We start from the raw sequence: 23,719 nt of genomic DNA on the forward strand, positions 1-23,719 counted from the left end.
CGTATGGCGGTTATTGTTTCCGAAAACGGAAAGTATATGGCCGGATATCTCAATTTACATTCCCAAACTAATTAATGAATATGATCTGGTGACCGGAGAGCGGCCTTTGATTTTCCGGAGGCTGCCGTGCCCGGTCGAACGGATTCAAATAGGCGGAAAGGCGCGACGATTGCCGATTGAACCGATAAGGTGTTGGCAAAGGTCGAAAAAGTCCGTTTTGGAAGACACAATCAAGACAACCGGACACGGAAGCCGACTGGAGGAGGAAACATGAGCAATTTCAAGAATGCGGTTCTGGGGGCCGCCCTGTTTGCATTTGGTGCAACACCGGTGGTGGCAGCGGACCATGAGTTCAAGCTGCATCACTTCATTGGAGAAAAGGCTCCGGCGCATGCGCAGATGCTGGTGCCTTGGGCAAAGCGCGTTGAAGAGAATTCCGGCGGCAAGGTCTCGATTGAAATCTATCCGGCGATGACGCTTGGCGGACGCCCGCCGGAGCTGATCAACCAGGTCCGCGACGGTGTTGTCGATCTTGTATGGACCGTGAACGGTTACACGCCTGGCCTGTTTCCGCGCTCCGAGGTTTTCGAGCTTCCCGGTGTCCATAAAAATGATACCGCGGCAACGAACCTCGCGCTCAAGGAACTGTTCGAAAGCGATCTGAAAGACGACTACAAGGGTGTGGAAGTCATGTTCCTGCATGTACATGCAGGGCAGGGCATTCACATGACAGACACGGAAGTCCGCTCTCCTGCCGATCTTGAAGGCAAGAAAATTCGCATCCCGACGCGCACCGGAGCCTGGGTGATCGAAGCGCTCGGCGCTTCGCCTGTTGCAATGCCGGTTCCCGAATTGCCGACGGCGCTGCAAAAGGGCGTCATTGACGGCGCCATGATCCCCTGGGAGATCATTCCGCCGCTCAAAATCCAGGAACAGACCGAATATCAGATCGAAGGTGCCGACAAGGAGCGCTTCGGAACGACGGTGTTCCAGGTTTCCATGAACAAGGCACGCTGGGACGCATTGCCGGACGATGTGAAAATGGCATTCCGGGACGCCTCCGATGCAACCTGGTCAGAGGAAGTCGGCAATATCTGGGCCGGTGCCGATGATTTCGGTATTGGTCTGGCCACCAAGGCCGGCAATACGCACATCACGTTGACACCTGAAGAAACAGCAGCTTTCAACGAGGCGCTGGCACCTGTCGTCGGTCGCTGGGTGGACGAAGTTTCAGAAAAAGGAATTGATGGCAACGCACTGGTTGAAAAAGCCAGGGCCGCAGTTGCCAGGAACGCGTCCAACTGATGACCACTGAAATGCAAGCAGGCAGTTCCGGTTTCGCCGGAACTGCCGGCAGGCTGATAACGGGCTGGGCACTGTTGGGCGGCTTGCTGCTGCTTCTTGTCGTCACCGTGAACATGGTCTCCATCATCGGGTCGAACTTCTTCGGTGAGCCCTTTCCTGGAGATTTCGAGCTGACCGAAATGGGTGTGGCGGTCGCTGTCTTTTCGTTCCTGCCCTATTGCCAGTTGGTAGGTGCGAATGTGTCTGCCGATATTTTTACTTCAGGCGCCTCCAAGAGGATGATCGCGTTTTTCACGCTGCTTGGGTCTCTGGTCGCTCTCGGCTTCGCGATTCTTCTGATCTGGCGCATGTATTTCGGCATGCTCGATCAGAAAGAATACGACTACACGACGACGATCCTTCAGATACCGCATTGGATCGCGTTCATCCCGATTCTGATTTCGTTGGCGCTGCTGGCAGTTGCCGCGTTGCTTACGCTGCTGCGCGACGCAAGCATTCTGTCGAAAGGATAACCTGCACATGACAGATGCACTCGTGCTCGGCCTGGGCGCTCTCGCCGTGCTGGTCTTCCTGATCGCAATCCGCATCCCGATCGCCTATGCCATGATCCTTGTGGGCGGCGTCGGCACAATGATGCTGAACGGTCCCGCGCTGGTTCTCAGCCAGCTCAAGACCCTGGCCTATGGGCAATTCTCGATCTACGATCTGTCGGTCGTTCCCATGTTCGTCCTGATGGGCGCAATTGCCTCCAAAACAGGCCTCAGTCAGGCCTTGTTCCGGGGCGCCAATGCCTGGCTTGGTTGGATGCGCGGCGGCACGGCCATGGCCGCGATTGCCGGATGCGCCGGGTTTGGAGCCGTTTGCGGATCATCGCTTGCAACAGCTTCAACGATGGGCAAGGTCGCGCTTCCCGAACTGCGCCGCTACAACTACTCGGGAGCGCTCGCCACCGGGACACTCGCGGCCGGGGGTGTTCTGGGCATTCTCATTCCACCTTCTGTGGTCCTGATCATCTACGCCGTCATCGTCGAGGCGAATATCGTCACCATGTTCATGGCCGCGTTTCTGCCCGGTCTCCTGGCGGTTATCCTGTTTCTTCTGACGATCGCGATCTATGTCGCCATCAATCCTTCCTCGGGCCCGAAGGGCGGCGTGGCGGATCGAGGCGAGTTTGTCGAGGCGACGATCGGCATGATCCCGGTTCTCGTCATCTTCGGACTGGTTATCGGCGGAATTTATGGCGGCCTTTACAATCCGACACCAGCCGCGGCCGTCGGCGTGTTCCTGGTGCTGTTTTTCGGTGTCGTCCAGAAGAACCTGTCGCGCTCCGACTTTGTCTCTGCACTCAAGGAAACAGCCGCGACGTCCGGGATGATCTACCTGATTATCCTCGGTGCGGAACTCCTGAAGATCTTCATGTCTCGCGTTGGGTTGCCTCAGGAAACCGCTGCCTGGATTTCGAATTCCGGCCTGGAGCCGATGACAGTCCTGATCATCCTGCTTGTCGCCCTCATCATTCTCGGCTGCCTGATGGACAGTCTCTCCATGATCCTCCTTGTCATTCCGTTTTTCTGGCCGGTGCTGGTCGACATCAATGGCGGCATTTATCAGGGGGCTGACGGGGCCGGTTTCGGCATGAGCACAGAGGACCTCAAGATCTGGTTCGGGATCCTGGCGCTGATTGTCGTGGAACTCGGCCTGATCACGCCGCCGGTCGGGATGAATGTCTTCGTGATTTCCTCGCTTGCCCGCGACACGCCGATGATTGAGACATTCAAGGGTGTTGCGCCCTTCTTCGGGGCCGAGGTCATCCGCGTAATCCTGCTGGTAAGCTTCCCGGCGATTGCGCTCTGGCTGCCGGAAATCCTCCGATGAAAAGGCCTATTTGCTAACCCGGCGCGCAAAGATCCTCCCGGACATTTGCCGGCAGGGTTCGATGACAAGTTGGGGATCAAGCGCCGTCTGCCAGTTGATCTGTACTGGACTGAGATTTGCCAGAGCGTCGGCAAAGGGCGCCTTGTCGGAGACTGCACGAGCGACGAGGTCCTTTGCGTCAGCTCGCGGAATCCCGGCTTTCGCAAGCACGAAGCTGGCGGTTTCGGCCATGACTTCCGGATTGGAAGCAAGCACCGCATCCAGGCGAGCAGCGTCGGGTCTTAGATTGTCTGCAAGAGCCTGCGCATGACGTAGCGCAGATCCTGCCGCCAGAAACATCTGCGGCAGCATCATCCACTCAAGGGGCCACTTCGCACCGTCCCGCTCTTCCAGAGGATCTGCGGCGCTCGCCAGTACTCCATGGGAGTGATTGGCGATCTGGAAAAGAACCTGGATCGTCTCCGCCTGAACCGGGTTTGATTTCTGCGGCATTGTCGATGAGCCGCCACCCGTTCCACTGGCGAGTTCTGCGATATCCGTCCTGCCCATCACGATGAGATCACCGGCCATCTTGGCAAGGGCCGCACAGATCCGTTGCAGCCAGGCAGACAACGCCAGCAAAGGTGTCCTGTTCACGTGCCAGGAGGGAGCGTTCTGCAGATCTAGTTCGACTGCAAGAGCATCAGCGATTCCCGTTCCGTCCGGCGCAATCGCGCTGTTGACACCGGAAGCGCCGCCGAACTGCACCCTGAGTGCCGAGGCTCTCAGTGCCGCCAGATCGTTTCCGGCATCGATCAGGGGATGCGCCCATTGGGCGATCCGGTACCCGAGCGTGACCGGCGTCGAAACCTGACTGCGTGTCCGCCCGGCCAGAAGCTGTTCGGCAGTCTCGTTGCTTCGTGTTTCAAGGGTATCGATCAACCGGAACAGGCGGGGTTCCAGGATTTCCAGGCAGGCTTTGGACTGCAGCATTTGCGCCGTATCCATCACATCCTGACTGGTTGCCCCCCAATGCAGCCACTTGCCCGCTTCTTCACCGGCCATTTTTCGCAAGGCGGCGACAAGTGCCGGTACAGGAACACCTGCCGATGCCGTTCCCCCGCTCAGGCTCGCCGGATCCGGCAAGGTGTCTTCAAGGCCTTGTTCAATCGTCCTGGCGGCTTCCGCGGGGATAATGCCGAGACGCCCCTGAACAACAGCCAGCGCCTGTTCGAAACGAACCATGTGCCGAACGTCTCCTGCATCGTCAAGTATCGGCAGAAGGCTGTCGTCGGCGAAGAGCCCGGCGTGGACTTGGCTGGAAAACAGGGAAACGGGCATGGCTCTCAACTATCGGGTTTCGCCCTCAATTGAGAGCCAGGCATTCATCAACGTCAAGCCGCTTCGAGTGGAAGCTCCAGGATATCGCGGGCTTGCTGCCAGGTCGCAACCGGACGCTCGTGTTTTTCACAAAGCTCCGCGGCTCGCCTCACCAGTGCAGCATTGGAAGGTGCAAGCGTTTCCCTGTCAAAGCGCACATTGTCTTCAAGGCCGGTCCTTGTGTGCCCGCCGGCGGCAATGCACCACTCGTTGACGGTCAGCTGATACCTGCCGATACCGGCTGCACACCATTCCGCATCCGGCACAAGCCTCTGAACGGTCTTGATGTAATAGTCGAATACATCCCGATCGACCGGCATGGCGTTTTTGACACCCATGACGAATTGAACGTAGAGCCTGCCCGGGATGCGCCCGTCCTTGTTCATCGCGGCGGCCTGGTGGATATGGCTCAGGTCGAAGGCTTCGATTTCGGGTTTGACGGCATAGGTCCGCATCTCACCGGCCAGCCAGTCGACCAGGTCGGGCGGGTTTTCATAGACCCGTGTCGGGAAGTTGTTGGAGCCGACGGAAAGCGAGGCCATGTCCGGCTTCAGCGGCAACATGCCGCCGCGCGCTTCACCGGCTCCGGAACGCCCCCCGGTTGAAAACTGGATGATCATTCCCGGGCAGTGTTTCTCAAGGCCTTCCTTAAGACGGGCGAACTTTTCCGGATCCGACGTCGGTGACTGGTCGTCGTTTCTCACGTGGGCATGCACGATGGCAGCGCCTGCTTCGAAGGCTTCGTGGGTGCTTTCAAGCTGTTCGGCGACCGTGATCGGCACCGCCGGATTGTTTTGCTTGGTCGCCACCGAACCTGTGATTGCGACGCAGATGATGCAGGGTTTTGTCATGTGTTTCACTCAGATGTCGAAAAAGACGGTCTCATCTTCCCCTTGTAACTTTATGTCAAACCGGTAGACGGTTTTGCCGTCCCGTTCACCTCTTTTCGCATACAATGTTGCCCGGCGGTGCTCCCATTCGATCAGATTCAGCACCGGATCCCCGGCATTCGCATCCCTTTCGTCTTCGAAGTATAGTCTCGTGTGCAAGCCGACATTGATACCGCGCGCCACGATCCAGAGGCTGATATGGGGTGCCATCACGCGTGAGTTGCCGTCTGTCACGCTGCCGGGCTTGACCGTGTCGAACCCCCATTCGCCGGTCTCGAAATTCGTGATCACACGCCCCCAGCCGCGGAAACCGTCTTCAACATCACCTTCGCTCTCCGGATGCGCGTAAATGCCGTTTGCATTGGCCTGCCATGCTTCCAGAAGCACGTCCTTGATCGGAGAACCCATCCCGTCGATGACCCGGCCTTCGACGCGGATGCGCTCACCGGCTGCATTGGGTCCGGCTATGTCCCAGCCGAGTTCCTGATTGTAGATTTCAAATCCCGCCGCACCAGGCGCAAGGCCGATATGAACGTAGGGACCTGCTGTCTGTGACGGGGTTTCCTTCAGGTAGTCAAGATGCTGGCGCATGTCAGTTGCCCTCCGGCCGGTTTTCGAAAAGGGTCGACCGGCGCCCCCGCAGCACGATGTCGAGTTTGTATGCGATCGTGTCCAGTGGAAGGGTTGCGTTGAGATCGAGCCGGGCAATCAACTGTTCGATCGCGTCGCTGTCGGGGATCGTATTGACGATGGGACATTTTGCGATAAGCGGATCACCCTCGAAGTAGCATTGTGTAATCAGGCGCTGTGCAAATGCTGAACCGAAAACCGATATGTGAACATGGGCCGGACGCCAGCTGTTGACCCAGTTGCGCCAGGGATACGCACCGGGTTTGACCGTCCTGAAGTGGTAGTGGCCGTCCTCGTCCGTGAGTGTTCGGCCGCAACCGCCGAAATTGGGGTCGATCGGGGCGAGGTAAGTGTCTTTCCTGTGCCGGTAGCGGCCGCCTGCGTTGGCCTGCCAGATCTCGACCAGCGTGTTGGGAACCGGTTTCGCATTTTCATCGAGCACGCGCCCATGCAGGATGATGCGTTCTCCGATCGGGCTTTCACCCGGCTTGGCAAAGTTGTTCAAGAGATCCCTGTCGAGCGGATCAATGTCATTGTGACCGAAAACGGGGCCCGTGACCTCGCTGACCGTCGTTTCCAGACTGATCATCGAATATTGCGGCGAGCGGGACACGCTGGTCTTGTAGTCCGGCGTCAGCGCCGCTGGTTGCCACTGCCGGTCGCGTTGATAATACGGACCTGGTTTCATCGTTGTTTTCTCCCTCTGGCAGCCCGGTCAGCTCATGCCTGCTGGTTACCCTGTTCCATCTCGGCGTAGGTTTCCCTGGCGATCTTCAAGGCCTGGTTGGCGCGCGGAACGCCGGCATAAACCGCGACATGCTGGAACGCTTCCAGCACGTCCTGCTTGCTGGCGCCGGTGCGGGCCGTTGCCCGGATGTGCATCGCGATTTCCTCGAAGTTACCGAGTGCCGCCAGCAGCGCAAGTGTCAGCATTGACCGCTCGCGCGCGCTGATGCCCTCCGACGACCAGACCGTTCCCCAGGCGCCCTCGGTGATCAGAGTCTGGAACGGTCCGTCGAGATCCGTCTTGCCATTCTCGGCCCGGTCTACGTGATCGTCGCCGAGCACCGCCCGGCGAACGGCCATGCCGCGCTCATATCGCTCCGACATTGAGGTCCTCCTTGAAAAATCTAACGAGATGGCCGGCATAGATGTCCGGCTGCTCGACACAGGGCAGGTGGCCTGCATTCCCGATTTCGACATACCGGCTGCCGTCAATCAGATCCGTCGTCGCCCGGACAAGATCCGGAGGGCTGGCCAGGTCGTGTTCGCCGCCAATTCCGAGCACCGGCAGCTTCAGTTTCGATGTCGAAGCTGTCAGGTCGTTTGCCGCTATGGCTTCGCTGCAGCCGATATATCCCTCCACCGGTGTCCGCGTCAGCATGTTGCGCCAGGCCATGGCCTCGTCGCTCCGGCGGAATTCTTCCCCGAACCAGCGTTCCAGGATGGCATCGGCCATCGCCTCGATGCCGTCTTTCCGGATGCGGTCAATTCTTTCCTGCCACATGTCTGCTGTGCCGAGTTTGGCAGCCGTGTTCGAAAGAACCAGACCCTTCACCAGTTCCGGCCGGCGACTGGCCAGAAGTTGAGCGATAATGCCGCCGATCGAAAGTCCGACAAAAATGCAGGTCTTGACCCGGAGCCGGTCCAAAAGCTGTTCTGTGTCATCCGTCAGTGCGTCGATCGTGTAAGGCGGGGCGGGACACGATGATAGGCCGTGGCCCCTCTTGTCGAAACGGATCAGGCGTAATCCCTTTTGCGGCAGGAGTGGAATGACCTTGTCCCAGAGGCGGAGATCAGTACCAAGGGAGTTTGCAAAGACGACCGCGATGCCGTCCGGGTCACCATCCTCGCTCCAGTGAAGGTCGACGGTTTTGAGGCGTGCGATCTGCATCAGTACGGCAACCCCACATAATTCTGCGCAAACCACTTCTGCGCGGTTTCATTGTAGTGAAGGGACTCGATTTCAGCGCGCTGCATCTTCAGGTCGAACTCCGATTGGTCGGGGAAACGATGCAGCATGTTCGTGGTGGCCCAACTGAAGCGTTCCGCTTTCCAGATCCGCGCCAGAGCGCGCTCCGAGTAACGGTCGATGCCGTTTGTGTCGTTGTCCTGGTAATATTGAACCAGACCTTCGAACAGGTAATGGACGTCGGATGCGGCGGTGTTCAGGCCCTTGGCGCCGGTTGGGGGAACGATATGGGCCGCGTCGCCGCACAGGAACAGCCTGCCCCAACGCATCGGCTCACAGACGAAAGACCGAAGTGGGGCAATCGATTTTTCGATGGAAGGACCCGTGACGAGTTTGTCGGCGACGGACTCGGGCAGGCGGCGTTTCAGCTCGTCCCAGAACCTGTCGTCACTCCATTCAAAGACATCGTCGTCGAGATCACACTGCACATAGTACCGCGAAAGATGTTCATTGCGCATGGAACACAGCGCAAATCCACGCGCTGAATTGGCATAGACAAGCTCGTCATGCACAGGCGGTGTTTCGGATAGGACCCCGAGCCAGCCGAACGGGAAGACCTTTTCGTAATCCTTGCGCACCGTGTCGGGGATAGTCTTGCGGCTGACGCCGTGAAAGCCGTCGCATCCGGCGACAAAATCGCAGTCGATGCGTTTTGCACTGCCATCGATTGTGAAGGTGACATGGGGGCTGTCTGTTTCCGCATCGCGGATTTCGACGTCTTCGACTTCGAAGAGTGTCCTGCCACCGCAAGCGTCCCTTGCGTCGTAGAGATCGCGGGTGACTTCCGTCTGGCCGTAGACGATCACGTTCTGACCGATCAGCTCCTGAAAATTGATGTCGAACATCTCGTTTTCATAGGAGATACAGGTGCCGTGGTGGATGAAGCATTCCTTGTCCATCCGGTCCGAGACACCGGCTTCGCGCATCATGTCGACAAGACCTGTTTCCAGAATGCCGGCGCGGATCCGTCCGAGTACATAGTCACGCGTCTTGCGTTCGAGAATGATCGTCTCGATGCCCTTGCGGTGAAGCAGTTGCCCCAGCAACAGTCCCGAAGGCCCGCCGCCCACAATGACAACCTGAGTACGCATGTTTTCCTCCTCTGTTGGCACTATATTGAATGTCCAAAAATGAGAAGTAAAATGAGATAATGAGCTTTTTTGTTGCTGGAATGGGAAACTAAATGATCGACCGCCGTATCAAATTCCGCCACATCCAGTGTTTTGTTGAAATCGCGCACGAGCGCAGCCTCAAACTTGCCGCCGATAAGCTGTCACTCACCCAACCGGCAATTTCCAAGACGCTGAAGGAGCTCGAGGACATCATCGGCGCGACCCTGATGACCCGCAACAGGGCAGGGATCGCCCTGACGAAACAGGGCAAGGTCTTCCTGCACTTCGCCCAGATTTCGCTTGCCAGCCTGCAGCAGGGCCTGGACGGCGTTGAAAAGGAAGGCGACCATGCCCGGGCGACACTCAAGGTCGGCGCGCTTCCGAGCGTCGCGGCAAGCTTCATTCCGCCGGTGGTGAGGGAGTTTGCCGAACTGTCACCCAGTGTCCTTGTCAAGATCATGGATGGACCGCATGGCTATCTGATCGAGCGCCTGAAACTGGGAGAGCTCGATCTTGTGATCGGTCGGCTCGGACGCCCGGAATCCATGGAAGGTGTTTCCTTCACGCAGCTTTATTCAGAGCGCGTCGACCTGGTCGTACGAAGGGGACATCCGTTGCTGAAGGACCCGGATGTCAAACGCATCGTCGACTGGCCCGTCATTTATCCGCCGGAAGGGTCGGCGATCAGGCCGCTGGTCGAGCGTTTCATGATTGCCAATGGCGTCGGCGAGATCCCCCACCGCATTGAAAGCGTTTCAGGTGCGTTCGGACGGCTCTATACCCGCCAGACCGACGCAGTCTGGATCATATCATCGGGCGTTGTTCAGACCGAGACCGAGGACGGCACCCTGGTCCGGCTGCCATTTGACAGCGACATCACCAAGGGGCCGGTCGGCCTCATGACGCGGCCGGACACCCAGCAAAGTGCCGAGGTCCAGATCTTCCTGCTTGCTGTTCAAACAGTCATCAGCGACCTGGATCTGACGTCGTGATCTCAAACTGGATGAAGCAGGTCTGTCACGAGAACCGAAACAACGGGAAAGACAGTCGCCGGCAAACCCGGACCAGGCGAGTTCACGAAACCGTGAGCAAAATCGGCGATTGTACCACCCTCGAAAACTCGGAAATCGACACAATCGCCCTATAATTTCAGATCGGCAGTTACATTGGCCAGACAGAAGGCCGGATGCGCCTTGTCCGATAGGAGAATTTTGAATGACGACCGACCTGTTCACCCGCCGAAATCTTCTGGCTGCCGGTGGCGCCGTTGCGGTAGCCGGGATGTCCGGGCTGCTTGTTCCTGCCCGTGCACAGGATCTGGCACCGACGCGTTCGATGCGCGGTGGATCCAACAATTACCGTCCCGGCGCCCCGATCGTCGACCGTATCGGCGGTGGCGGCTTCTGGATGACGGGAACCGTCCGCCGCGCAGGCGACGGCGCTCCCCTTGAAGGTCAGCGCATCCAGGTCTGGGCACATACGACCGAAGGACACGAGCGCGACGAGCGCAGTCACGGTGCAACGCTCACCGACGCCAACGGAGTGTTCCGGCTGGAGATGCCGCAAATTGTACCGGCCTTCGGACAGCCGCATGGCCACCTTGCCTATGACAGCGGAGAATTCGAAACCGTGTTCCTGCGTCCGGTCATGAGCAGCGCCAGGGACACCACCCTGGAGGTGCATTTCGTTCTTCAGCCTGCTTGACCGGGCCGGTTCGTAATTAAATGGGCAGAACAAGAGCGATCCTGATCTGGGGTGTCCTTGCGGCTGTCCTCCTGATTCCGGTTGCAGCTGCCGCGGCCAGTCCCTTGTTGCAATGGCGCCAACCGGTTTACATCGCGGCCGGCTTTGCGGGGATCATCGCGATGGCACTCCTTCTCGTTCAACCATTGCTGGCCGGTGGTTATCTGCCCGGACTGGCGAGGCAACGCGGACGCAGGCTTCATCGATGGGTTGGCGGTGTTCTCGTTCTGGCCGTAATCGTTCACGTCGCGGGGCTCTGGATCACCAGTCCGCCGGATGTGATTGATGCGCTTCTGTTCCGCTCGCCGACACCGTTTTCCGTATGGGGCGTGATTGCCATGTGGGCCGTCTTTGCCGCAGCGCTGCTGGCCGCGATTCGCCGCCGCCTGCAACTGAGACCGCGCACATGGCGTCTGGCACACACTTCGCTTGTCCTCGTGATTGTCGCAGGCAGCGTGATTCATGCTCTTCTGATCGAAGGCACGATGGAAACTGTGACAAAGGTGGCGTTGTGCGGGCTGGTGCTTGCGGCATTCCTGAAAGCCTTCGCAGATCTGAAAGTCTGGACCTCACGGCACCGGCGGGATGCTTAGGCATAAAGTCAATCGAGCGCCAGAAATCATCAACAATCTCTTCGGCAACGGATGTGAACCATTTTTCGAGAATGAAACGACAAAAGCTGGAGGGCAGGGGCTGTGATGGAATTTGTCTTCGGGGCGAATGCGGAGTTGTTGCGGATGAGGCAATAAGGTTGGTGTTGGTCGAGTAGCAACTGAATTGGGGTCGTTTGAGGACTGCCGGTTTTTACACGTGGAAAGGCAATGCCGGCTCTCAACTTGCGCCGGCCCTGTCGAGCGTTTGCCAACTATGGGCCTCGAGATTTTTCACCCTTGGGCTCAACAGTAGTTTCGACGACCATCTGTGGGCTACTCGTGCGTTGTCTTGTGGGGTCTAAGTGCGCACAACCATCACTGAGCATTTCGCGTACGCGGCAAGTTTTCCCCCGTTAGACGGCCAGATATGGTCCATGACATTCGGCACATGGCTTGCCATGACGACGAGATCGGCGCCAGTTTCTTTGATTGCGCGCATCAGTGCATCGTCAACCTCGATCGTCGGATCGTGCGCGATAGTGGCATATGCCACAGTTTCTATGCCGTACCTGGCAGCTTCTGCCGCTGCAAATATGCCAAGTTTTTGTGCGAATTCTTCTGGATTATGTGCCAATTCGCTGGGTTGGGATGAGGTGACGCCCACATACACAACAGGTGCGCTGTAGTGTTTGGCAAGATCTGCGGCGCATTCGAGTGCGGCCCTCAGTTTTTCAACATGTGCCAGATCAACCGGCGCCATGATACGCTTGAACATCGTTTTTCTCCCCAGTTTTGCAGGTTTATCCTGGCCGTCATGCCGCCCATCCACTGGGCTCCAGACACCTGCTCACGCTGGTTTTTAAGGACCGCGCGTGTCGCGGACCTCGCGAGAAGGTAAATCATTTCTAACCGCTGGAAGCAAATGAACGCTTCGTCAGCATTGCCGACCTTGATGCATTATGCTGCGAACGTCCGTTCTACGCCCACAATACACTTTCGGTTGCCTTGCTGTGAATGGCAACTTTTCAAACCTGGCTGAAAATCCACAAACGTCCGACCCTGAGGCGCATTGTTGTAACCCAATACGCTCGCAGCGAAGGTCGGTTTTGAATCCGGGAGGAGACGGTCAGGAATTGCGCGCTTTCTCGCAGCAAAAAAATGACACCAGCCAACGTAAACTCAATTCAATCGGTTCAAGTAACCTGACGCGGAACCGCTTCCAGACATTGAGAACAAGACGTCGTTATCGCGCTCAGCGCTGTTTGACTTCTGCCGGATCCTGTTCCTCAGAGCCTCTGCCGTAATGGATACCCCGACCTCAAGATTTGAATGGTGTTCACCAAGGCTTGGATCAATCAGGCCATGCTGGTAACGGTCGACAAGCGCTTCGGGGAGATCAACCAGCCAGAAGTTTTCATCAGAATGGAAGGACAGAAGGATCTTGTATGGGTCAATCCCGTGTTCTTTGATCATCGTCTCAATCAGAACCACGCGGTCATCAGATGAAAGGCCTATCTCTTCGCGAATGGCCTGGGGGGCTGCCGTAAATCTGTAGGCGGGTGGCGCCCTGCGCGGCAGTCGAAAGAACAATGGTGGCTTTTCAAGCAGGCTGGGGCAGAGAGCACCAATTTTTTCGATGAAGACTTTTCCGACGCCGAAATCGTCGCCATGAAAGGCAATCATGTGTTCAACCGATTTGTAGGCAATGTGTTCGTGCCCAGCGAATGCGGCGGAATTCGCATCACCGATCCAAACGTCGTTCTGGTAGTCGACATCCAAAAGCGTGAATTCACATCCGGTGATCCCGATGCTGAAATTCCACTGATGCTCAAAAAGACGATCTGCGTCTCCCGGATTGCGCATCAGGATCTTGATCCCGATGACACCAAAAGGTGCTTCGCTTGAGATCATTTTTTGAACGGCGCCGTCCTGGATATCGAGGACTGTGGAGGTGTTCCACAAGTCGATGAGATGAGACTGGAACTCTGAAGCAATCGTATCAATCAGTCTTTCGACGCGGCCCTTACTTGGTGACACATCAGTCTCCGGTATCTGTTTAGGTCACTCACTTTGCCAAACCAATATATGTCATCTGAGCTCTGTCAGTAACTCCCTGCTTTTAAAAATAGCGAACCTGAAGCGGTTTCGTGAAGTCTTGCGTGGTCTACCGATGACATCGCCAACAATATAGGGTCTGCCAGCAAGCGCCTGGTCAGATGCATGCCTGGACCGGACATGCCACTCTGCGAATTCACACGGCGCGGGACACAGAACACTTTTCAGGCTGAAAATAGTTCTGAAACGCGATCTAGAACTGCAGACCGCAATCAGAGTGCTGATCCGTGTGGCATCCAGTTTCGTGCCATCATAGTCTTGCATGTCGGGCATCGCATTTGCGCGGTTCCTGAATCGTTGCGGGACATCTATGTGGTTGCGCGCTTGGGAACCTGGCTTGAGGAATACGACTGTGAACACGGTTCCAACGTCCTGGATCATTTCGATTCTCGCTGTGTTCATTGCAGCGGCGGTTGTAAGCAGACCGCTTCTACCGATTGCAGCGCGCGTTCTGTTTGGCCTTGGACTTGGCCTCATTGCGGTGGTCACCGCGTTTGTGGGGCTAAGAGTGGAATATGGTTTTGAGGTGCTTGGCAGGGTACAGCCTCATATCGCGATACTGATTGCCCCGACGCTCTGGCTTGGTTTTCAATCACTAGCGTCAACGACCGGGTCCCCGACACGACAGTCGCTTCAGATCGCAGCCACGGGACTGGCCTTGGCGGAATTCGCGCTTCTCGTACCGACGGCCTGGTCCGCTGATGTGATCGTGATCGGAACAAATGCCGTCTATGCTGTTTTGCTGACGGCGATGCTACGCCAGCCGCCGGACGCATTTGTTCAGGTCGCACCAAACAAATTTCGCTTGGTCAGAATTGCATTGCTATTCGCAATCCTCTTTATCGCCCTGATCGTTGCAGCCGATGCCACGATCCTTGCTGCGATGCTCTCTGCGGGCAATGCAGGGGTAATGCGCCTCCTGACCGGCGCATCCGGCGTGGTTGTTGCGGTGGTCCTGCTCTGCGCGCTTGTTGGCCTGCCACTTGTTCTTGGACCCCGGACGCGAGACGTTTCCCGCGAATCGGCGAGGCAGGAAACGCTTGAAGAGGATCAGGACCTGTTGCGCAAGCTTGACAGGCTGATGATCGAACACAAGATGTTCACTGACCCGGACCTGACGCTCGCGCGGTTGGGTCGGAGGCTACACTGCCCCGCACGAAGTGTGTCTAAAGCGGTCAATCGCATCCATGGCGAGAATATCTCGCGCTACATCAATGGGTTTCGCGTGCGCCATGCCACGATGCTTCTGAAAACCACCGATTTGCCTGTGACGGACATCATGTTGGAGGCTGGATTCCAAAGCAAATCCAGCTTTAACACCGAGTTTCGCCGCCTCACCGGTCAAACGCCGTCCTGTCAAAGACGGCAAGGTTCCGGCAACAAGAACGTCCGCAATCGCGATCTCAAACGTTCGAATACGTAGACCTGGGCGCGGCTCAAGCGCTTCTCGCCTTTCATGCTTGCAGAACCCCCATGCACGGGAAAGCAACCGAGAAAGGAAATGTCGTGAACATCGAAGACCTTGGAGATCAGCTGGCGGTCATTGGTTTGGCCCTCTTTACGACGTTGATCGCAGTTTCTTCTGTCGACGCCGCGCAGGCTGAATCGAATACGGACACAAAACAGGATGTCGCTGTTATCGATATTCCGCATCCACGGGAAGGAAACCTGCTGATGCTGCGTGGCCTTGCAGGGAATGGCACCGCCACGTTTCGGGTCAACAGGACATGTCACACCATGCCTGTCCGTTTTGTCGCGGGCGACTTTTCCGGCCAACGCATTGATGTGGGGCGAACAGGCTCGATCCGAATTGTCATCACCGCCCCGAAGGTCATGCGCGACCTGCTGGCAGGGCGTGATCTGGTCAGCGACAGGGTGCGCGTCACATCCAATTCCGCAGATAAGGCGACAGACCTTTTTTTGGCTCGTGGCCTTTCAGCGGATACCGGGTTTGTCATAAATCCTGGTCGAAACCTGATGGCGGATATCCTGGGCGCAGGCACTACATTGGTGGATTGCGCAACCCTGACAACGACGCTTCCATAGAACAAAACTTCCGTACGCGGATGTTGCTGAAACCGGATTGCAATCCGTCCGGTGTCGCCTGTCACCCTAGGCGCGATTCTGATATCCGGCGATCAAGGTACAAACTCACAATGACCTGTGCATATCGAAGCGAAGGCAAGACTATGCAGGACGGTCAACGGCATTGGTTCTAACCCGGCACGTGCAGCGAACTTCCGCTTCCCGCTATTGGACCGGAACTCGCGAGTTTGACGACATGCAGACGATCAAGGTCAGCTTTTTCCGAATTACCGCAACTGCCTCCTGTCCGCCGTGAAAGTCTGCTTTCCGCCCGGATTGCGCGTTGTGAACAACGGCCCACTTGGCACTCCCGGCCCGGAGCGGTCGTTGCGGCGTTGGCTAGAAAGCGTCTGCTTCGCGTCTCCAATTCGGGCACTCAACAGTTCGGGAACGCATCCCGCAAGCAGAAGTCGACTTTTGATGTGGACGATGGAAAAAGTTGTCATTTTCAACACAGGTTACGATACCGTGCTTGCTCATAATACCTGGGCCAAATCGCTTCCATCCGAAATCAGATATAGTACTTGAAGGGTTGTGGCGCGTCTTCAAGTTCGGGTGCTGCGGTCAAAATTTCGCCAATCGCATTCGCGAATTTCAAAGTCACAGGCAGTCCATCTGAAAAACTGCATCCGTTAAAATTCACCTTGGTCAGCGCCATTATGTCAGCGAGTACCTGCTCAATCGGCGCATTGCCCCAATCAAGATTAATCGCAAGCGGATTGGGAACTTCGAATCCCGGATATGTGCCAAAGCGCGGAACATATCCTTTCGTCCACAAATAGGCCATGCGTTCATGAATCTCGAGATAGGAACCGCGAATAGGAGGCTGCTTTGCAAGTCGGTAAAGCTTTAGTTCATCAGTCGGCCTGATCCGGATCGCGACCACATTGGTTTGATTGGTGACCGCTGACAGAAAGCCGTCCCATTCACTTTTTTCAAAGCGCGTTCGTCCGTGAATGAACACTTCATCAGGCGGTGCTCCATGAATGTCTTCATAGGCTTTGACAGCAAGCTGCATCAGTTCCGCAGCCTTTTCCTTCGAAAGGTGAAACTGTTTGAGTTCCTTCGAGTACCACGGGCCAACCGCACCCCTGAAAACCAGCCCCTCCCCGGAACGTAAAAACAGCTGTGCACCGCAACAGGCATTTCCGGAGTTGGGATCTGACGGATCCAATTTGAAAACAATGCCTATGTAGCAAACACCGGGCCGGATATCCTTCAGCCTCCAAGGCGGACCCGCGCACTTATAGTAGGATGTAGTGCACAAATTCCACGCGATAGTGGCGGGGTCCTGTGTCTTCCTCCTGACATTATCCATATCAAGGTCTGAGGCTTCCCGGAGCGTCGTTTCCTTCACAATCTGAATGACCGCTTTGCTGAGCAGTCTTGCTTTAAGTTGATTGTGAAAATTCAAGTCATAGAGCTGTAACTCGGCCTGCCAGTTGTCACCCTCAAAAAATGAAGGTGCATTCAGGAACTGTCGCGCATCCTTTTTGCTCATATCGGCTTTGCCCGCCACGCGCTCTGAAACCGGTGGTGCCTTCTTCGGACGCCCCCACAAATACACCTCGTCCGGTATTACGACATACCAGAAGTCAGGGGTCACATCGCTTTCTTCCCGCAGATACTTGGAAATCGCATCCGCAAATATGTCTGTTGTGGCCTTGATTGCCTCATGGCGGTTATGAAGCCGAATGGCTTTGTCGATCTTCTGGGATTCAACTTCCACACAGGCAATAGGAGTGTCCGGCCATTCAAGGCCAAAAGCCGCCTCAAAACCCGGAAAGCCTGAATGGTGAGCGACGTTTTCACGGAAAGGAGGAATGTATCCCCGGACTGATTCCGCCCAGCTGTTAAAAAGTGCAATACCAGTCTTCGTGCCGACGACGCCGAAACTAAGAGAGCCTTTTTTTGACGCCGCATCAGCAGGCCCGTACAGCATCAATCCGTCCTTGGGGTGCTCTTCGCATTGGTTGTTGGCAAATTGCAGCAGCGGCTCCGGGAGAAGCTTTATTTTCTTTTCAACCGTCGACATCGTTGTCCTCATCTTCATCGAGGGAACGGAACGCCGGGTCGTTAAGACGTTCATGCGTTTCAGAGGCTTCAAAGCTGGCAAGCTCTTCGTCGTCGGTTTCCAGATTGACAGGATCAGCAGTAATCCCGAAATCGGCATCGAAAGTCATCGGGACTTTCCTGAGTCTGATGGCTTCGCTGGCAGATACGGCCAGTTTGATTTCATCTCCGGAGTCGGCAAGCCAGTTCGCGAAGCCCAATATCAGTCCGCGCCATCTTTCATTGAACCACATGCTGGTGACTGAGCGCCTTACTGAATTCAGGCGTGTCTTGTTTGCAAGAGGTGTTTGCCCGTCTTCGGAGATAATTATCCGGGGCTGGATGGCTATATATGGTACCTCGGTGGAGTAGGGTTTGGCCGTGAAACCCAGATGCCAATAATATCTCGGGATAACGGTATCGTCTGGGCCATCTTTCTTTCCCCGTGTTCCGCGAACGGCACGTTTACGGGGCTTACCGTTGAAATCCGTGTAACGAAGCTGCTCATCTTCGACCAGGCCCTCAGGAAACCACCAAGCAAGTTTCTGGTTCGCCATTTCGTAGGGTGTCAGGCCTTTTGCCCGCAATGTGTTATCCCATGCCTGCCTGAACAATGAAGAGATTTTGTTCTTCGCGTCCCGGGGCGCAATGCCAAGAATGTCGCCGGTTTCGCCGATAAGAAAATCATCGGTTTTCAGGGTGCCCCGCGATGATATCGGGACAGACGGCCCCAGTGCGGTTTGAAGTTCGGTCAAATCTGCAAATGATACGAGCAACCGGCCATGATCAAAGCACGGCAACGCGCACTCAGATGCAATGGACCGCAATTCGTTTTGCTTTAGCTCGCGCTGAACTTCATAAAAGCGGAGTGTTTCGGGAACTGCTGTGACCGCAAGCCAGTTTGTCTGGAGCTTCTCGCGGACGCTTGAGATAGTTTTGGAAAGTTCCTGATGAACATCTCGCCAACCTGCAATGGATGGGTGGGGGGCGCGGCTTCGGGCCACATCATCGCGCTCCAGAACCTTGATAATCCTGTGCAGACCATCCGCCCAGTTTTGCTGGCAATCGATGCCATTCAGACGGATAAAATCGATGGGAAAATTGCTGAAGCTGGTTTGATCGATTCGAACCGGGACCAGAAAATATTGGTCTGAAAGACTCTTTTTCATAATGTCTGCCAAGGCAACTTCTTTAGCAATCCCGTCTCTCAAAAGCCTTTCAGCGTCAAAGGCATTTTTTGAAACGACAAGAATCATCTTTGCAGCTTGGTTTCTGATGACTCTCTCGATGTCTTTCCAGAAGTCTTCGCCCCCAAGCAGCTTCTCCTGATCACACCAGACATTGTATCCGGCAAGCGCGAGCCTTGAGGCCAACCAAATTGAAAACGCATTGTCACCGGGGGTCGCGTGACTAATGAATACAACATCTCTTTGTTGTTGGGCTTCCACTTGCGTCCAATTTTTTCGTTGATGAGAATCGTTCACACATTACATAAGGTAACCACCAAGAAAACAACTAAGAGTTGGAAAATTTGTTTCGGGAGCAATCATTCACCTTCTTTGTCGCATCGACTCGGGTTAGGAAACGTTTTTTCAGAGGTATGAAAAGGAATGTTGTTACCAGAGTTTCCCCCTCACATGTTCGAACGCCTGCCCGATGAATCTTTCCATTATGGTGATTTTCCCGAACTAAGTGCAGGCGTTGGCTACTTCAAAGACCTCATAGGTATTAAAGAGTGGAAGGACCGCCGCGAGGCTGCCGCCTGGCACTTTTATCGTTCATTGGTCGGCGAACAGGAAGATCCTAGCGGAGAAGGACGTTTCTACGGCCTCGAAGACCTTTTCGGCTGGTACTTGTTCCTCGGCGAGGCTTTAACTGACCACCCTCAAAACTATGAAGTTTTCTATGGGTGCCGCATCGTACCTGTCCTTGCCGCTATAGGGCGCAACCTGGAACTGATCCCTCAGATTAAGGGCTTTAACGAGCGCGCCAAGCGCTTGATCGGACGTGAGAGGTCCCAACCCAACGGTGGTCTCTTTGAGATGTTGGTTGCCATGGCCTATGCACGCGACGGCGCAAAAGTTGCCTTCAAGCCTGAAGAGCCCGGTCGCGCGAAGGCATATGACTTGGACGTCGAAGTACATGGGGCGTTCTGGGCTGTTGAGTGCAAACGGTTCGAAAACGGTGACTATGTCGAAAGCGAACGAGCGCGAAAGCGAGAGCTTTGGCTACCGGCAACGCGGCTCATCATACCCTCGGGCCGAAGCATTTACGCAAAAGTCGATTTCTCTGTAGAACTGAGCGATGTCCCGGATGATTACCTAGTTCGGCACGTGATTGATTTCCTGCATTCTGGGAAAAATTCAAATCTTTGGACAGACGACTTCGCTTTCGGTGTCATTGGCGATCTCGACCTAGAACCCCTCCAGACTGCACTTAAAAATGGATACCTGCTCTACCCTAGCCCAGTCTATAATAAGCTCTTGACTGGCACCTATATTCGTTACGATGAACTGAACACACTTCAGAAAGTAAAACACGCTCAGAACCCTCACTTCATCGACAAGGTCGACCAGGCTGTCGTCCTTCGTACACGAAGTCTATCTGAAGGCGCGATAGAGAAAAAAGCGCGGGATTTCAAACGCAAACTCTTCGACGCAAACAAGCAGCTGCCAGATGATCGCCCGGGGATCATCCATATCGGCCTGGAAGCTCTGGGTGACGACCTTATTGAATATCGCCGCCATGAAAAGATTATGAAGACGATCAATGATTTCGACCCAAAAGGCAAACCCTTGTCATTCATCTATTGGCACTACTTTGCCCCTGAGGCTTCACCCGAAGAAACCTGGGCGTTCGATGAGACTTTTCAGTGGCGCGGTATCAGGGGCGACAAGCGGCCTCTTACACTGACAAGCCTTATTCTACCTCCTCAAGCGGAGGGGCGTGACGGAGTGCACTGGGACGGCCTTCCAAACAAGACGTTTCGAAGCCCTTGAGCGACAGACTTTTCCTAGTGTGTGGGGGCATAACCATTCCTTATTGCCGCGGTACTCATGTGGTCACCAGCGCCAATGCGAGGCAAGCATTTCAATGTCCGTTTCCCAGCACCGACAGCCAAAACCGGGCTAATGGCAATCGGCCCAGTTTCGGTTATTTGTTGACACCGCCGCTAACGTCCGCTTCCCGCCCAACCTGCAAGCTCACAGCACCTGCAACGAATGTCGGCTTTCGGGTGCAAGCGGAGACCAGTCGAACGACCAATTTGAGGGCACACGCGGACATCTGACACTCAGATGCCTGAACCGTCGTAATTGGCAATCGGAAAGGCCTTTGCCGAAAAAACCACCCTGAAGCTTTGGTCCAATCATTCCAGATGCACGGCACGATCCTCGCCAACGCGAAAAACGCTTTGAAATCAATTTGGTCAAAGAGAAGGAAATTGGCCGGAGTGAGATGATTCGAAGCTCCGCCCCCCTCGTCTGCAACGAGGGAAAGCCGATCGTGGCCGTTTTTTTGAGCGGGATCGCACTGTCCAGGACGATTTTCGTGAGCGGGGTTTACGGCTGCGTGGCGAGCTGCCAGAGTACGTTAAAGTTGTTGAAGTGCGGCTGTTACCGCTTCATGCTTGTGAAGTGGATAAAGTGCAAAAGTGGCGGGAAGAGTATCATGAGCCTTTCAATGGCAGAGCTTCCGGATGGCCGTGAAATTCATTGCGTGAACGATTATGAAGTTGGTTTCGGTTGGCATGAAATTGTCTCGGACGATCTGATCGAACGCGGGTTGGATCTGCCGGTCGACGGAACCTATCTGGATGTTGGCGCCAATATCGGATTGTTCTGCTTGCGCCTCAGGGACCTGTGTCCCGATGCCAGGATATTTGCCTTCGAACCAATGCCCGCCGCCTTTGGCGCACTGAGGAGCAATACCGAAAAAATCGGTGGTGCCATCCAGGCGTCATGCCTGGCTTTAGGGGACAAGACCGGAACCGCTCAATTCGATCATTACCCCGCGCTTTCTGCACTTTCCACGGGCGATTCCTCCGTCGGTGAAAAGCTGGCTGATGGACTGAAGAAGCTGTTGTTCGGCCAGGGCGCGAGCGAAGATATTCGCGCGATCATCGACAGCACGGGAGCGCATGAGCGCCTGGATGACGACGCCTTCATCGAAAGGCTGTTCAAGAAGGAAACAGTGACCGTGGAAGTCGACACGCTGGACAGCGTCGCCACCCGGTTCGGGCTGGACCGGATTGACTTGCTCAAGATCGACACGGAGGGGCAGGAGCGCCCTGTGCTTGACGGAATCGGCGAAGATCTGTGGCCGAGGATACGCCAGCTTCTCGTCGAAGTGCACCGGGGCGCGGACGAGCTGACGACGATCAGGGGCGAGCTTGAAGAACGCGGTTACAAAACAACAGTCGAGGATCACCCGATGGCCCAGGGCGGAGCGCCGGTGTTCCACATTTATGCGCGTCGTTCATGACCTGGATCCAAAACCGGTCTTCTGTTCCCAGAGCGGTTCTCAACCGGATTTCTTTAGTGAACGGGCTGCCGGACCATCCGGTTCAGTCTTGTGCCCTGTCGGGACCGCAGGCAGTATCGAGCCGAACGTTAGTGGCCCGGTCTGTGAGTGATTGCACGCCTTAACACCCTTCGTTCGAGTGAGTGCCGGAGCCAATTAAATGTCTGAAGTCCACGTGGAAAACAGTCCTTCACCCGATGCCGGTGACGACAAAGGGGCCGGGGCTTCGACGGCTCCATGTTTCGACATCGACTGGTGGACGATGTTGACCGACCCGGAGTTTTTGAAAAATCCCTATCCGGAGTTGAAGCGGATACGCGAGCTGGCGCCTGTCCAGTTCGACCCCCAGTCGGGGATATATTTCGTTCTCGGGCACAAGGAATTTGGCCTGATGGCCAAGACGTCCAGTATGGGCCGGGACACGACCTACTGGAGAAATGGCTGGAGCAGTCCTGAAAACCGGCAGAATGACCCGGAAACGTATGAGCTGTTTGTTGATTTTCAGCCGCAGATGATCAATGCGAACCAGCCCGATCACCGCAGGATGCGGGGTGTGTTCGACAAGGCGTTCCGTCCGCGCGACATGATGCGCTATCTGCCGATGATCAAGGACGAGTGCCGCAAGCTTCTGGACGGATTGCCGGAAAGCGAGGCGTTCGAATACATGGATCTGTTCGGCAACCCGCTGCCGAACCGAATCTCTTTGAAACTGTTCGATATTCCAGAGGAAATGGAAGCTCAGATCGGTAAGTGGATTTCCGACCTGAGCTGGTTGGGCAACATCGTGATGACACCGGAGCAGAAGCGGAACGTCAAGAAGTCAAATCAGGAATTCAAGCAGTTCGTCAAGGAGCACTTGGAAGGCCTGAGGAAGAATCCCGGCGATGGTTTCGTCGGAATGGCCCTGGCAGCTGCGGACGACGGTACCATGGATGAGGAGGAAACCCTCAACAACGTGGTGATGTTGATTGCCGGTAGCAAAACCTCGCTCACTCTGCTGGGAAATGGTTTGCTGACGCTTTTGAAGCACCCTGACCAGATGGAGAAATTACGGGCGGACCGGAGCTTGATGCCAAGGGCAATCGAGGAAATGCTGCGTTATGAATCGGGAAGCAGCATCATTCCGAGGGCCGGGGTGGAAGATTTCCAGTGTGGAGATGTATGCATTCCTGCCGGGGCGCTGGCGATTGGCCTTGTTGGAGCTATCAATCGCGATCCGGCGCGCTTTGACGATCCGGACACGTTCAACATCACGCGCAAGCCGAACCATCACTCCGCTTTTGGCGGTGGCCCTCATATCTGCATCGGCAAGGCGTTGGCGCGCATGACGACGGAAGTGGCATTTAATGCTCTGATGGACCGCTACAGCAGGATTGAGCTGGCGGGCGATGCAACATGGTGGACTGACCGGAGTGATCAACGCGGATTGAGTTCACTGCCCCTGAAATTGACGCCGGCCTGACAAGC

22 protein-coding genes are annotated in these 23,719 nt (G+C 55.8%); 11 read left to right on the forward strand and 11 right to left on the reverse strand.

What is annotated here, in order from left to right; all coding sequences use genetic code 11:
• Window positions 1-270: 270 nt before the first annotated feature.
• The 3 genes from LA5095_RS03550 to LA5095_RS03560 are packed head-to-tail and all read left to right on the forward strand — an operon-like array spanning window position 271 to window position 3,180.
• Window positions 271-1,305, forward strand: a complete 1,035-nt coding sequence (locus tag LA5095_RS03550; protein WP_082442799.1) for a TRAP transporter substrate-binding protein — start codon at window positions 271-273, stop codon at window positions 1,303-1,305.
• Window positions 1,305-1,817, forward strand: a complete 513-nt coding sequence (locus LA5095_RS03555) for a TRAP transporter small permease (protein WP_055111968.1) — start codon at window positions 1,305-1,307, stop codon at window positions 1,815-1,817. The genes LA5095_RS03550 and LA5095_RS03555 overlap by 1 nt, the downstream gene beginning before the upstream one ends.
• A 7-nt stretch (window positions 1,818-1,824) precedes the next feature.
• A complete protein-coding gene (locus tag LA5095_RS03560; RefSeq protein ID WP_055111970.1) occupies window positions 1,825-3,180 on the forward strand; it encodes a TRAP transporter large permease in 1,356 nt (451 codons plus the stop codon).
• A 6-nt stretch (window positions 3,181-3,186) separates the two neighbouring features.
• On the opposite strand, the gene LA5095_RS03565 is transcribed toward LA5095_RS03560, so the two are convergent.
• Genes LA5095_RS03565 through pobA form a run of 7 tightly spaced genes read right to left on the reverse strand, consistent with a single transcriptional unit; the run spans window position 3,187 to window position 9,122 of the window.
• Entirely contained in the window at window positions 3,187-4,500 is a 1,314-nt protein-coding gene (locus tag LA5095_RS03565; RefSeq protein WP_055111972.1) for a lyase family protein, read from the reverse strand.
• Between the two features lie 53 nt (window positions 4,501-4,553).
• Complete coding sequence (locus tag LA5095_RS03570) at window positions 4,554-5,390, reverse strand: 3-oxoadipate:acetyl-CoA acetyltransferase (protein ID WP_055111974.1); 837 nt, start codon at window positions 5,388-5,390, stop codon at window positions 4,554-4,556.
• A 9-nt stretch (window positions 5,391-5,399) separates the two neighbouring features.
• On the reverse strand, window positions 5,400-6,020 hold the full coding sequence (gene pcaG / locus LA5095_RS03575; RefSeq protein WP_055111976.1) for a protocatechuate 3,4-dioxygenase subunit alpha: 621 nt from the start codon (window positions 6,018-6,020) through the stop codon (window positions 5,400-5,402).
• Between the two features lies 1 nt (window position 6,021).
• The gene (gene pcaH, locus LA5095_RS03580; RefSeq protein WP_055111978.1) at window positions 6,022-6,747 is read right to left on the reverse strand and encodes a protocatechuate 3,4-dioxygenase subunit beta; all 726 of its coding nucleotides are present in this window, start codon (window positions 6,745-6,747) and stop codon (window positions 6,022-6,024) included.
• 32 nt (window positions 6,748-6,779) lie between these two features.
• The gene (gene pcaC / locus LA5095_RS03585) at window positions 6,780-7,169 is read right to left on the reverse strand and encodes a 4-carboxymuconolactone decarboxylase (RefSeq protein WP_055111980.1); all 390 of its coding nucleotides are present in this window, start codon (window positions 7,167-7,169) and stop codon (window positions 6,780-6,782) included.
• Window positions 7,153-7,953 (reverse strand): 3-oxoadipate enol-lactonase, encoded by an 801-nt coding sequence (gene pcaD / locus LA5095_RS03590; protein ID WP_055111982.1) that lies wholly within the window; start codon window positions 7,951-7,953, stop codon window positions 7,153-7,155. The genes pcaC and pcaD overlap by 17 nt, the downstream gene beginning before the upstream one ends.
• On the reverse strand, window positions 7,953-9,122 hold the full coding sequence (pobA, locus tag LA5095_RS03595) for a 4-hydroxybenzoate 3-monooxygenase (protein ID WP_055111984.1): 1,170 nt from the start codon (window positions 9,120-9,122) through the stop codon (window positions 7,953-7,955). Before pobA ends, pcaD begins: the two co-directional genes overlap by 1 nt.
• Before the next feature lie 92 nt (window positions 9,123-9,214).
• Between pobA and pcaQ the strand changes: the two genes are divergently transcribed.
• The 3 genes from pcaQ (at window position 9,215) to LA5095_RS03610 (ending at window position 11,479) form a co-directional block, all read left to right on the forward strand.
• Window positions 9,215-10,135, forward strand: coding sequence for a pca operon transcription factor PcaQ (gene pcaQ / locus LA5095_RS03600; RefSeq protein ID WP_055111986.1), 921 nt, complete (start codon window positions 9,215-9,217; stop codon window positions 10,133-10,135).
• Window positions 10,136-10,358: 223 nt separating this feature from the next.
• Window positions 10,359-10,847: a peptidase associated/transthyretin-like domain-containing protein gene (locus LA5095_RS03605; RefSeq protein WP_055111988.1), complete on the forward strand. Its 489-nt coding sequence runs from the start codon at window positions 10,359-10,361 to the stop codon at window positions 10,845-10,847.
• A 20-nt stretch (window positions 10,848-10,867) separates the two neighbouring features.
• On the forward strand, window positions 10,868-11,479 hold the full coding sequence (locus LA5095_RS03610; RefSeq protein ID WP_055111989.1) for a ferric reductase-like transmembrane domain-containing protein: 612 nt from the start codon (window positions 10,868-10,870) through the stop codon (window positions 11,477-11,479).
• A 358-nt stretch (window positions 11,480-11,837) separates the two neighbouring features.
• Here the strand turns inward: LA5095_RS03610 and LA5095_RS03615 are convergent, their stop codons facing one another.
• Together LA5095_RS03615 and LA5095_RS03620 are read right to left on the reverse strand one after the other, a co-directional pair.
• Window positions 11,838-12,254 (reverse strand): universal stress protein, encoded by a 417-nt coding sequence (locus LA5095_RS03615; RefSeq protein WP_055111991.1) that lies wholly within the window; start codon window positions 12,252-12,254, stop codon window positions 11,838-11,840.
• A gap of 404 nt (window positions 12,255-12,658) precedes the next feature.
• Window positions 12,659-13,516, reverse strand: a complete 858-nt coding sequence (locus LA5095_RS03620) for a hypothetical protein (RefSeq protein ID WP_144436085.1) — start codon at window positions 13,514-13,516, stop codon at window positions 12,659-12,661.
• A gap of 415 nt (window positions 13,517-13,931) precedes the next feature.
• Here LA5095_RS03620 and LA5095_RS03625 point away from each other — a divergent pair, with 415 nt between their 5' ends.
• Both LA5095_RS03625 and LA5095_RS03630 read left to right on the forward strand, forming a co-directional pair.
• The gene (locus tag LA5095_RS03625; protein WP_158510333.1) at window positions 13,932-15,017 is read left to right on the forward strand and encodes a helix-turn-helix domain-containing protein; all 1,086 of its coding nucleotides are present in this window, start codon (window positions 13,932-13,934) and stop codon (window positions 15,015-15,017) included.
• An 83-nt stretch (window positions 15,018-15,100) separates the two neighbouring features.
• The gene (locus tag LA5095_RS03630) at window positions 15,101-15,640 is read left to right on the forward strand and encodes a hypothetical protein (RefSeq protein WP_144436084.1); all 540 of its coding nucleotides are present in this window, start codon (window positions 15,101-15,103) and stop codon (window positions 15,638-15,640) included.
• Window positions 15,641-16,190: 550 nt separating this feature from the next.
• Here LA5095_RS03630 and LA5095_RS03635 read toward each other — a convergent pair.
• Window positions 16,191-17,714, reverse strand: coding sequence for an argonaute/piwi family protein (locus tag LA5095_RS03635; protein WP_055111997.1), 1,524 nt, complete (start codon window positions 17,712-17,714; stop codon window positions 16,191-16,193).
• On the reverse strand, window positions 17,701-19,179 hold the full coding sequence (locus LA5095_RS03640) for a toll/interleukin-1 receptor domain-containing protein (protein ID WP_158510334.1): 1,479 nt from the start codon (window positions 19,177-19,179) through the stop codon (window positions 17,701-17,703). Before LA5095_RS03640 ends, LA5095_RS03635 begins: the two co-directional genes overlap by 14 nt.
• A 189-nt stretch (window positions 19,180-19,368) precedes the next feature.
• Between LA5095_RS03640 and LA5095_RS03645 the strand changes: the two genes are divergently transcribed.
• From LA5095_RS03645 to LA5095_RS03655, 3 genes are all read left to right on the forward strand, one after another.
• Window positions 19,369-20,730, forward strand: coding sequence for a transposase (locus tag LA5095_RS03645; protein ID WP_145902517.1), 1,362 nt, complete (start codon window positions 19,369-19,371; stop codon window positions 20,728-20,730).
• 670 nt (window positions 20,731-21,400) lie between these two features.
• On the forward strand, window positions 21,401-22,213 hold the full coding sequence (locus LA5095_RS03650; protein ID WP_158510335.1) for an FkbM family methyltransferase: 813 nt from the start codon (window positions 21,401-21,403) through the stop codon (window positions 22,211-22,213).
• A gap of 199 nt (window positions 22,214-22,412) precedes the next feature.
• Window positions 22,413-23,714, forward strand: coding sequence for a cytochrome P450 (locus LA5095_RS03655; protein ID WP_055112005.1), 1,302 nt, complete (start codon window positions 22,413-22,415; stop codon window positions 23,712-23,714).
• Window positions 23,715-23,719 lie beyond the last annotated feature (5 nt).

This window comes from Roseibium album (assembly GCF_001404515.1).
GTDB lineage: Bacteria > Pseudomonadota > Alphaproteobacteria > Rhizobiales > Stappiaceae > Roseibium > Roseibium album.

What these genes read in the sequence shown, in the direction of transcription:
- pcaH (WP_055111978.1), bottom strand. Translation starts at nt 6,747, where the DNA reads ATGAAACCAGGTCCGTATTATCAACGCGACCGGCAGTGGCAACCAGCG.
- pcaD (WP_055111982.1), bottom strand. Translation starts at nt 7,953, where the DNA reads ATGCAGATCGCACGCCTCAAAACCGTCGACCTTCACTGGAGCGAGGAT.
- LA5095_RS03570 (WP_055111974.1), bottom strand. Translation starts at nt 5,390, where the DNA reads ATGACAAAACCCTGCATCATCTGCGTCGCAATCACAGGTTCGGTGGCG.
- pcaC (WP_055111980.1), bottom strand. Translation starts at nt 7,169, where the DNA reads ATGTCGGAGCGATATGAGCGCGGCATGGCCGTTCGCCGGGCGGTGCTC.
- LA5095_RS03635 (WP_055111997.1), bottom strand. Translation starts at nt 17,714, where the DNA reads ATGTCGACGGTTGAAAAGAAAATAAAGCTTCTCCCGGAGCCGCTGCTG.
- LA5095_RS03555 (WP_055111968.1), top strand. Translation starts at nt 1,305, where the DNA reads ATGACCACTGAAATGCAAGCAGGCAGTTCCGGTTTCGCCGGAACTGCC.
- LA5095_RS03565 (WP_055111972.1), bottom strand. Translation starts at nt 4,500, where the DNA reads ATGCCCGTTTCCCTGTTTTCCAGCCAAGTCCACGCCGGGCTCTTCGCC.
- pcaG (WP_055111976.1), bottom strand. Translation starts at nt 6,020, where the DNA reads ATGCGCCAGCATCTTGACTACCTGAAGGAAACCCCGTCACAGACAGCA.
- LA5095_RS03655 (WP_055112005.1), top strand. Translation starts at nt 22,413, where the DNA reads ATGTCTGAAGTCCACGTGGAAAACAGTCCTTCACCCGATGCCGGTGAC.
- LA5095_RS03615 (WP_055111991.1), bottom strand. Translation starts at nt 12,254, where the DNA reads ATGTTCAAGCGTATCATGGCGCCGGTTGATCTGGCACATGTTGAAAAA.
- LA5095_RS03550 (WP_082442799.1), top strand. Translation starts at nt 271, where the DNA reads ATGAGCAATTTCAAGAATGCGGTTCTGGGGGCCGCCCTGTTTGCATTT.
- LA5095_RS03650 (WP_158510335.1), top strand. Translation starts at nt 21,401, where the DNA reads ATGAGCCTTTCAATGGCAGAGCTTCCGGATGGCCGTGAAATTCATTGC.
- LA5095_RS03605 (WP_055111988.1), top strand. Translation starts at nt 10,359, where the DNA reads ATGACGACCGACCTGTTCACCCGCCGAAATCTTCTGGCTGCCGGTGGC.
- LA5095_RS03610 (WP_055111989.1), top strand. Translation starts at nt 10,868, where the DNA reads ATGGGCAGAACAAGAGCGATCCTGATCTGGGGTGTCCTTGCGGCTGTC.
- LA5095_RS03645 (WP_145902517.1), top strand. Translation starts at nt 19,369, where the DNA reads ATGTTCGAACGCCTGCCCGATGAATCTTTCCATTATGGTGATTTTCCC.
- pcaQ (WP_055111986.1), top strand. Translation starts at nt 9,215, where the DNA reads ATGATCGACCGCCGTATCAAATTCCGCCACATCCAGTGTTTTGTTGAA.
- LA5095_RS03560 (WP_055111970.1), top strand. Translation starts at nt 1,825, where the DNA reads ATGACAGATGCACTCGTGCTCGGCCTGGGCGCTCTCGCCGTGCTGGTC.
- pobA (WP_055111984.1), bottom strand. Translation starts at nt 9,122, where the DNA reads ATGCGTACTCAGGTTGTCATTGTGGGCGGCGGGCCTTCGGGACTGTTG.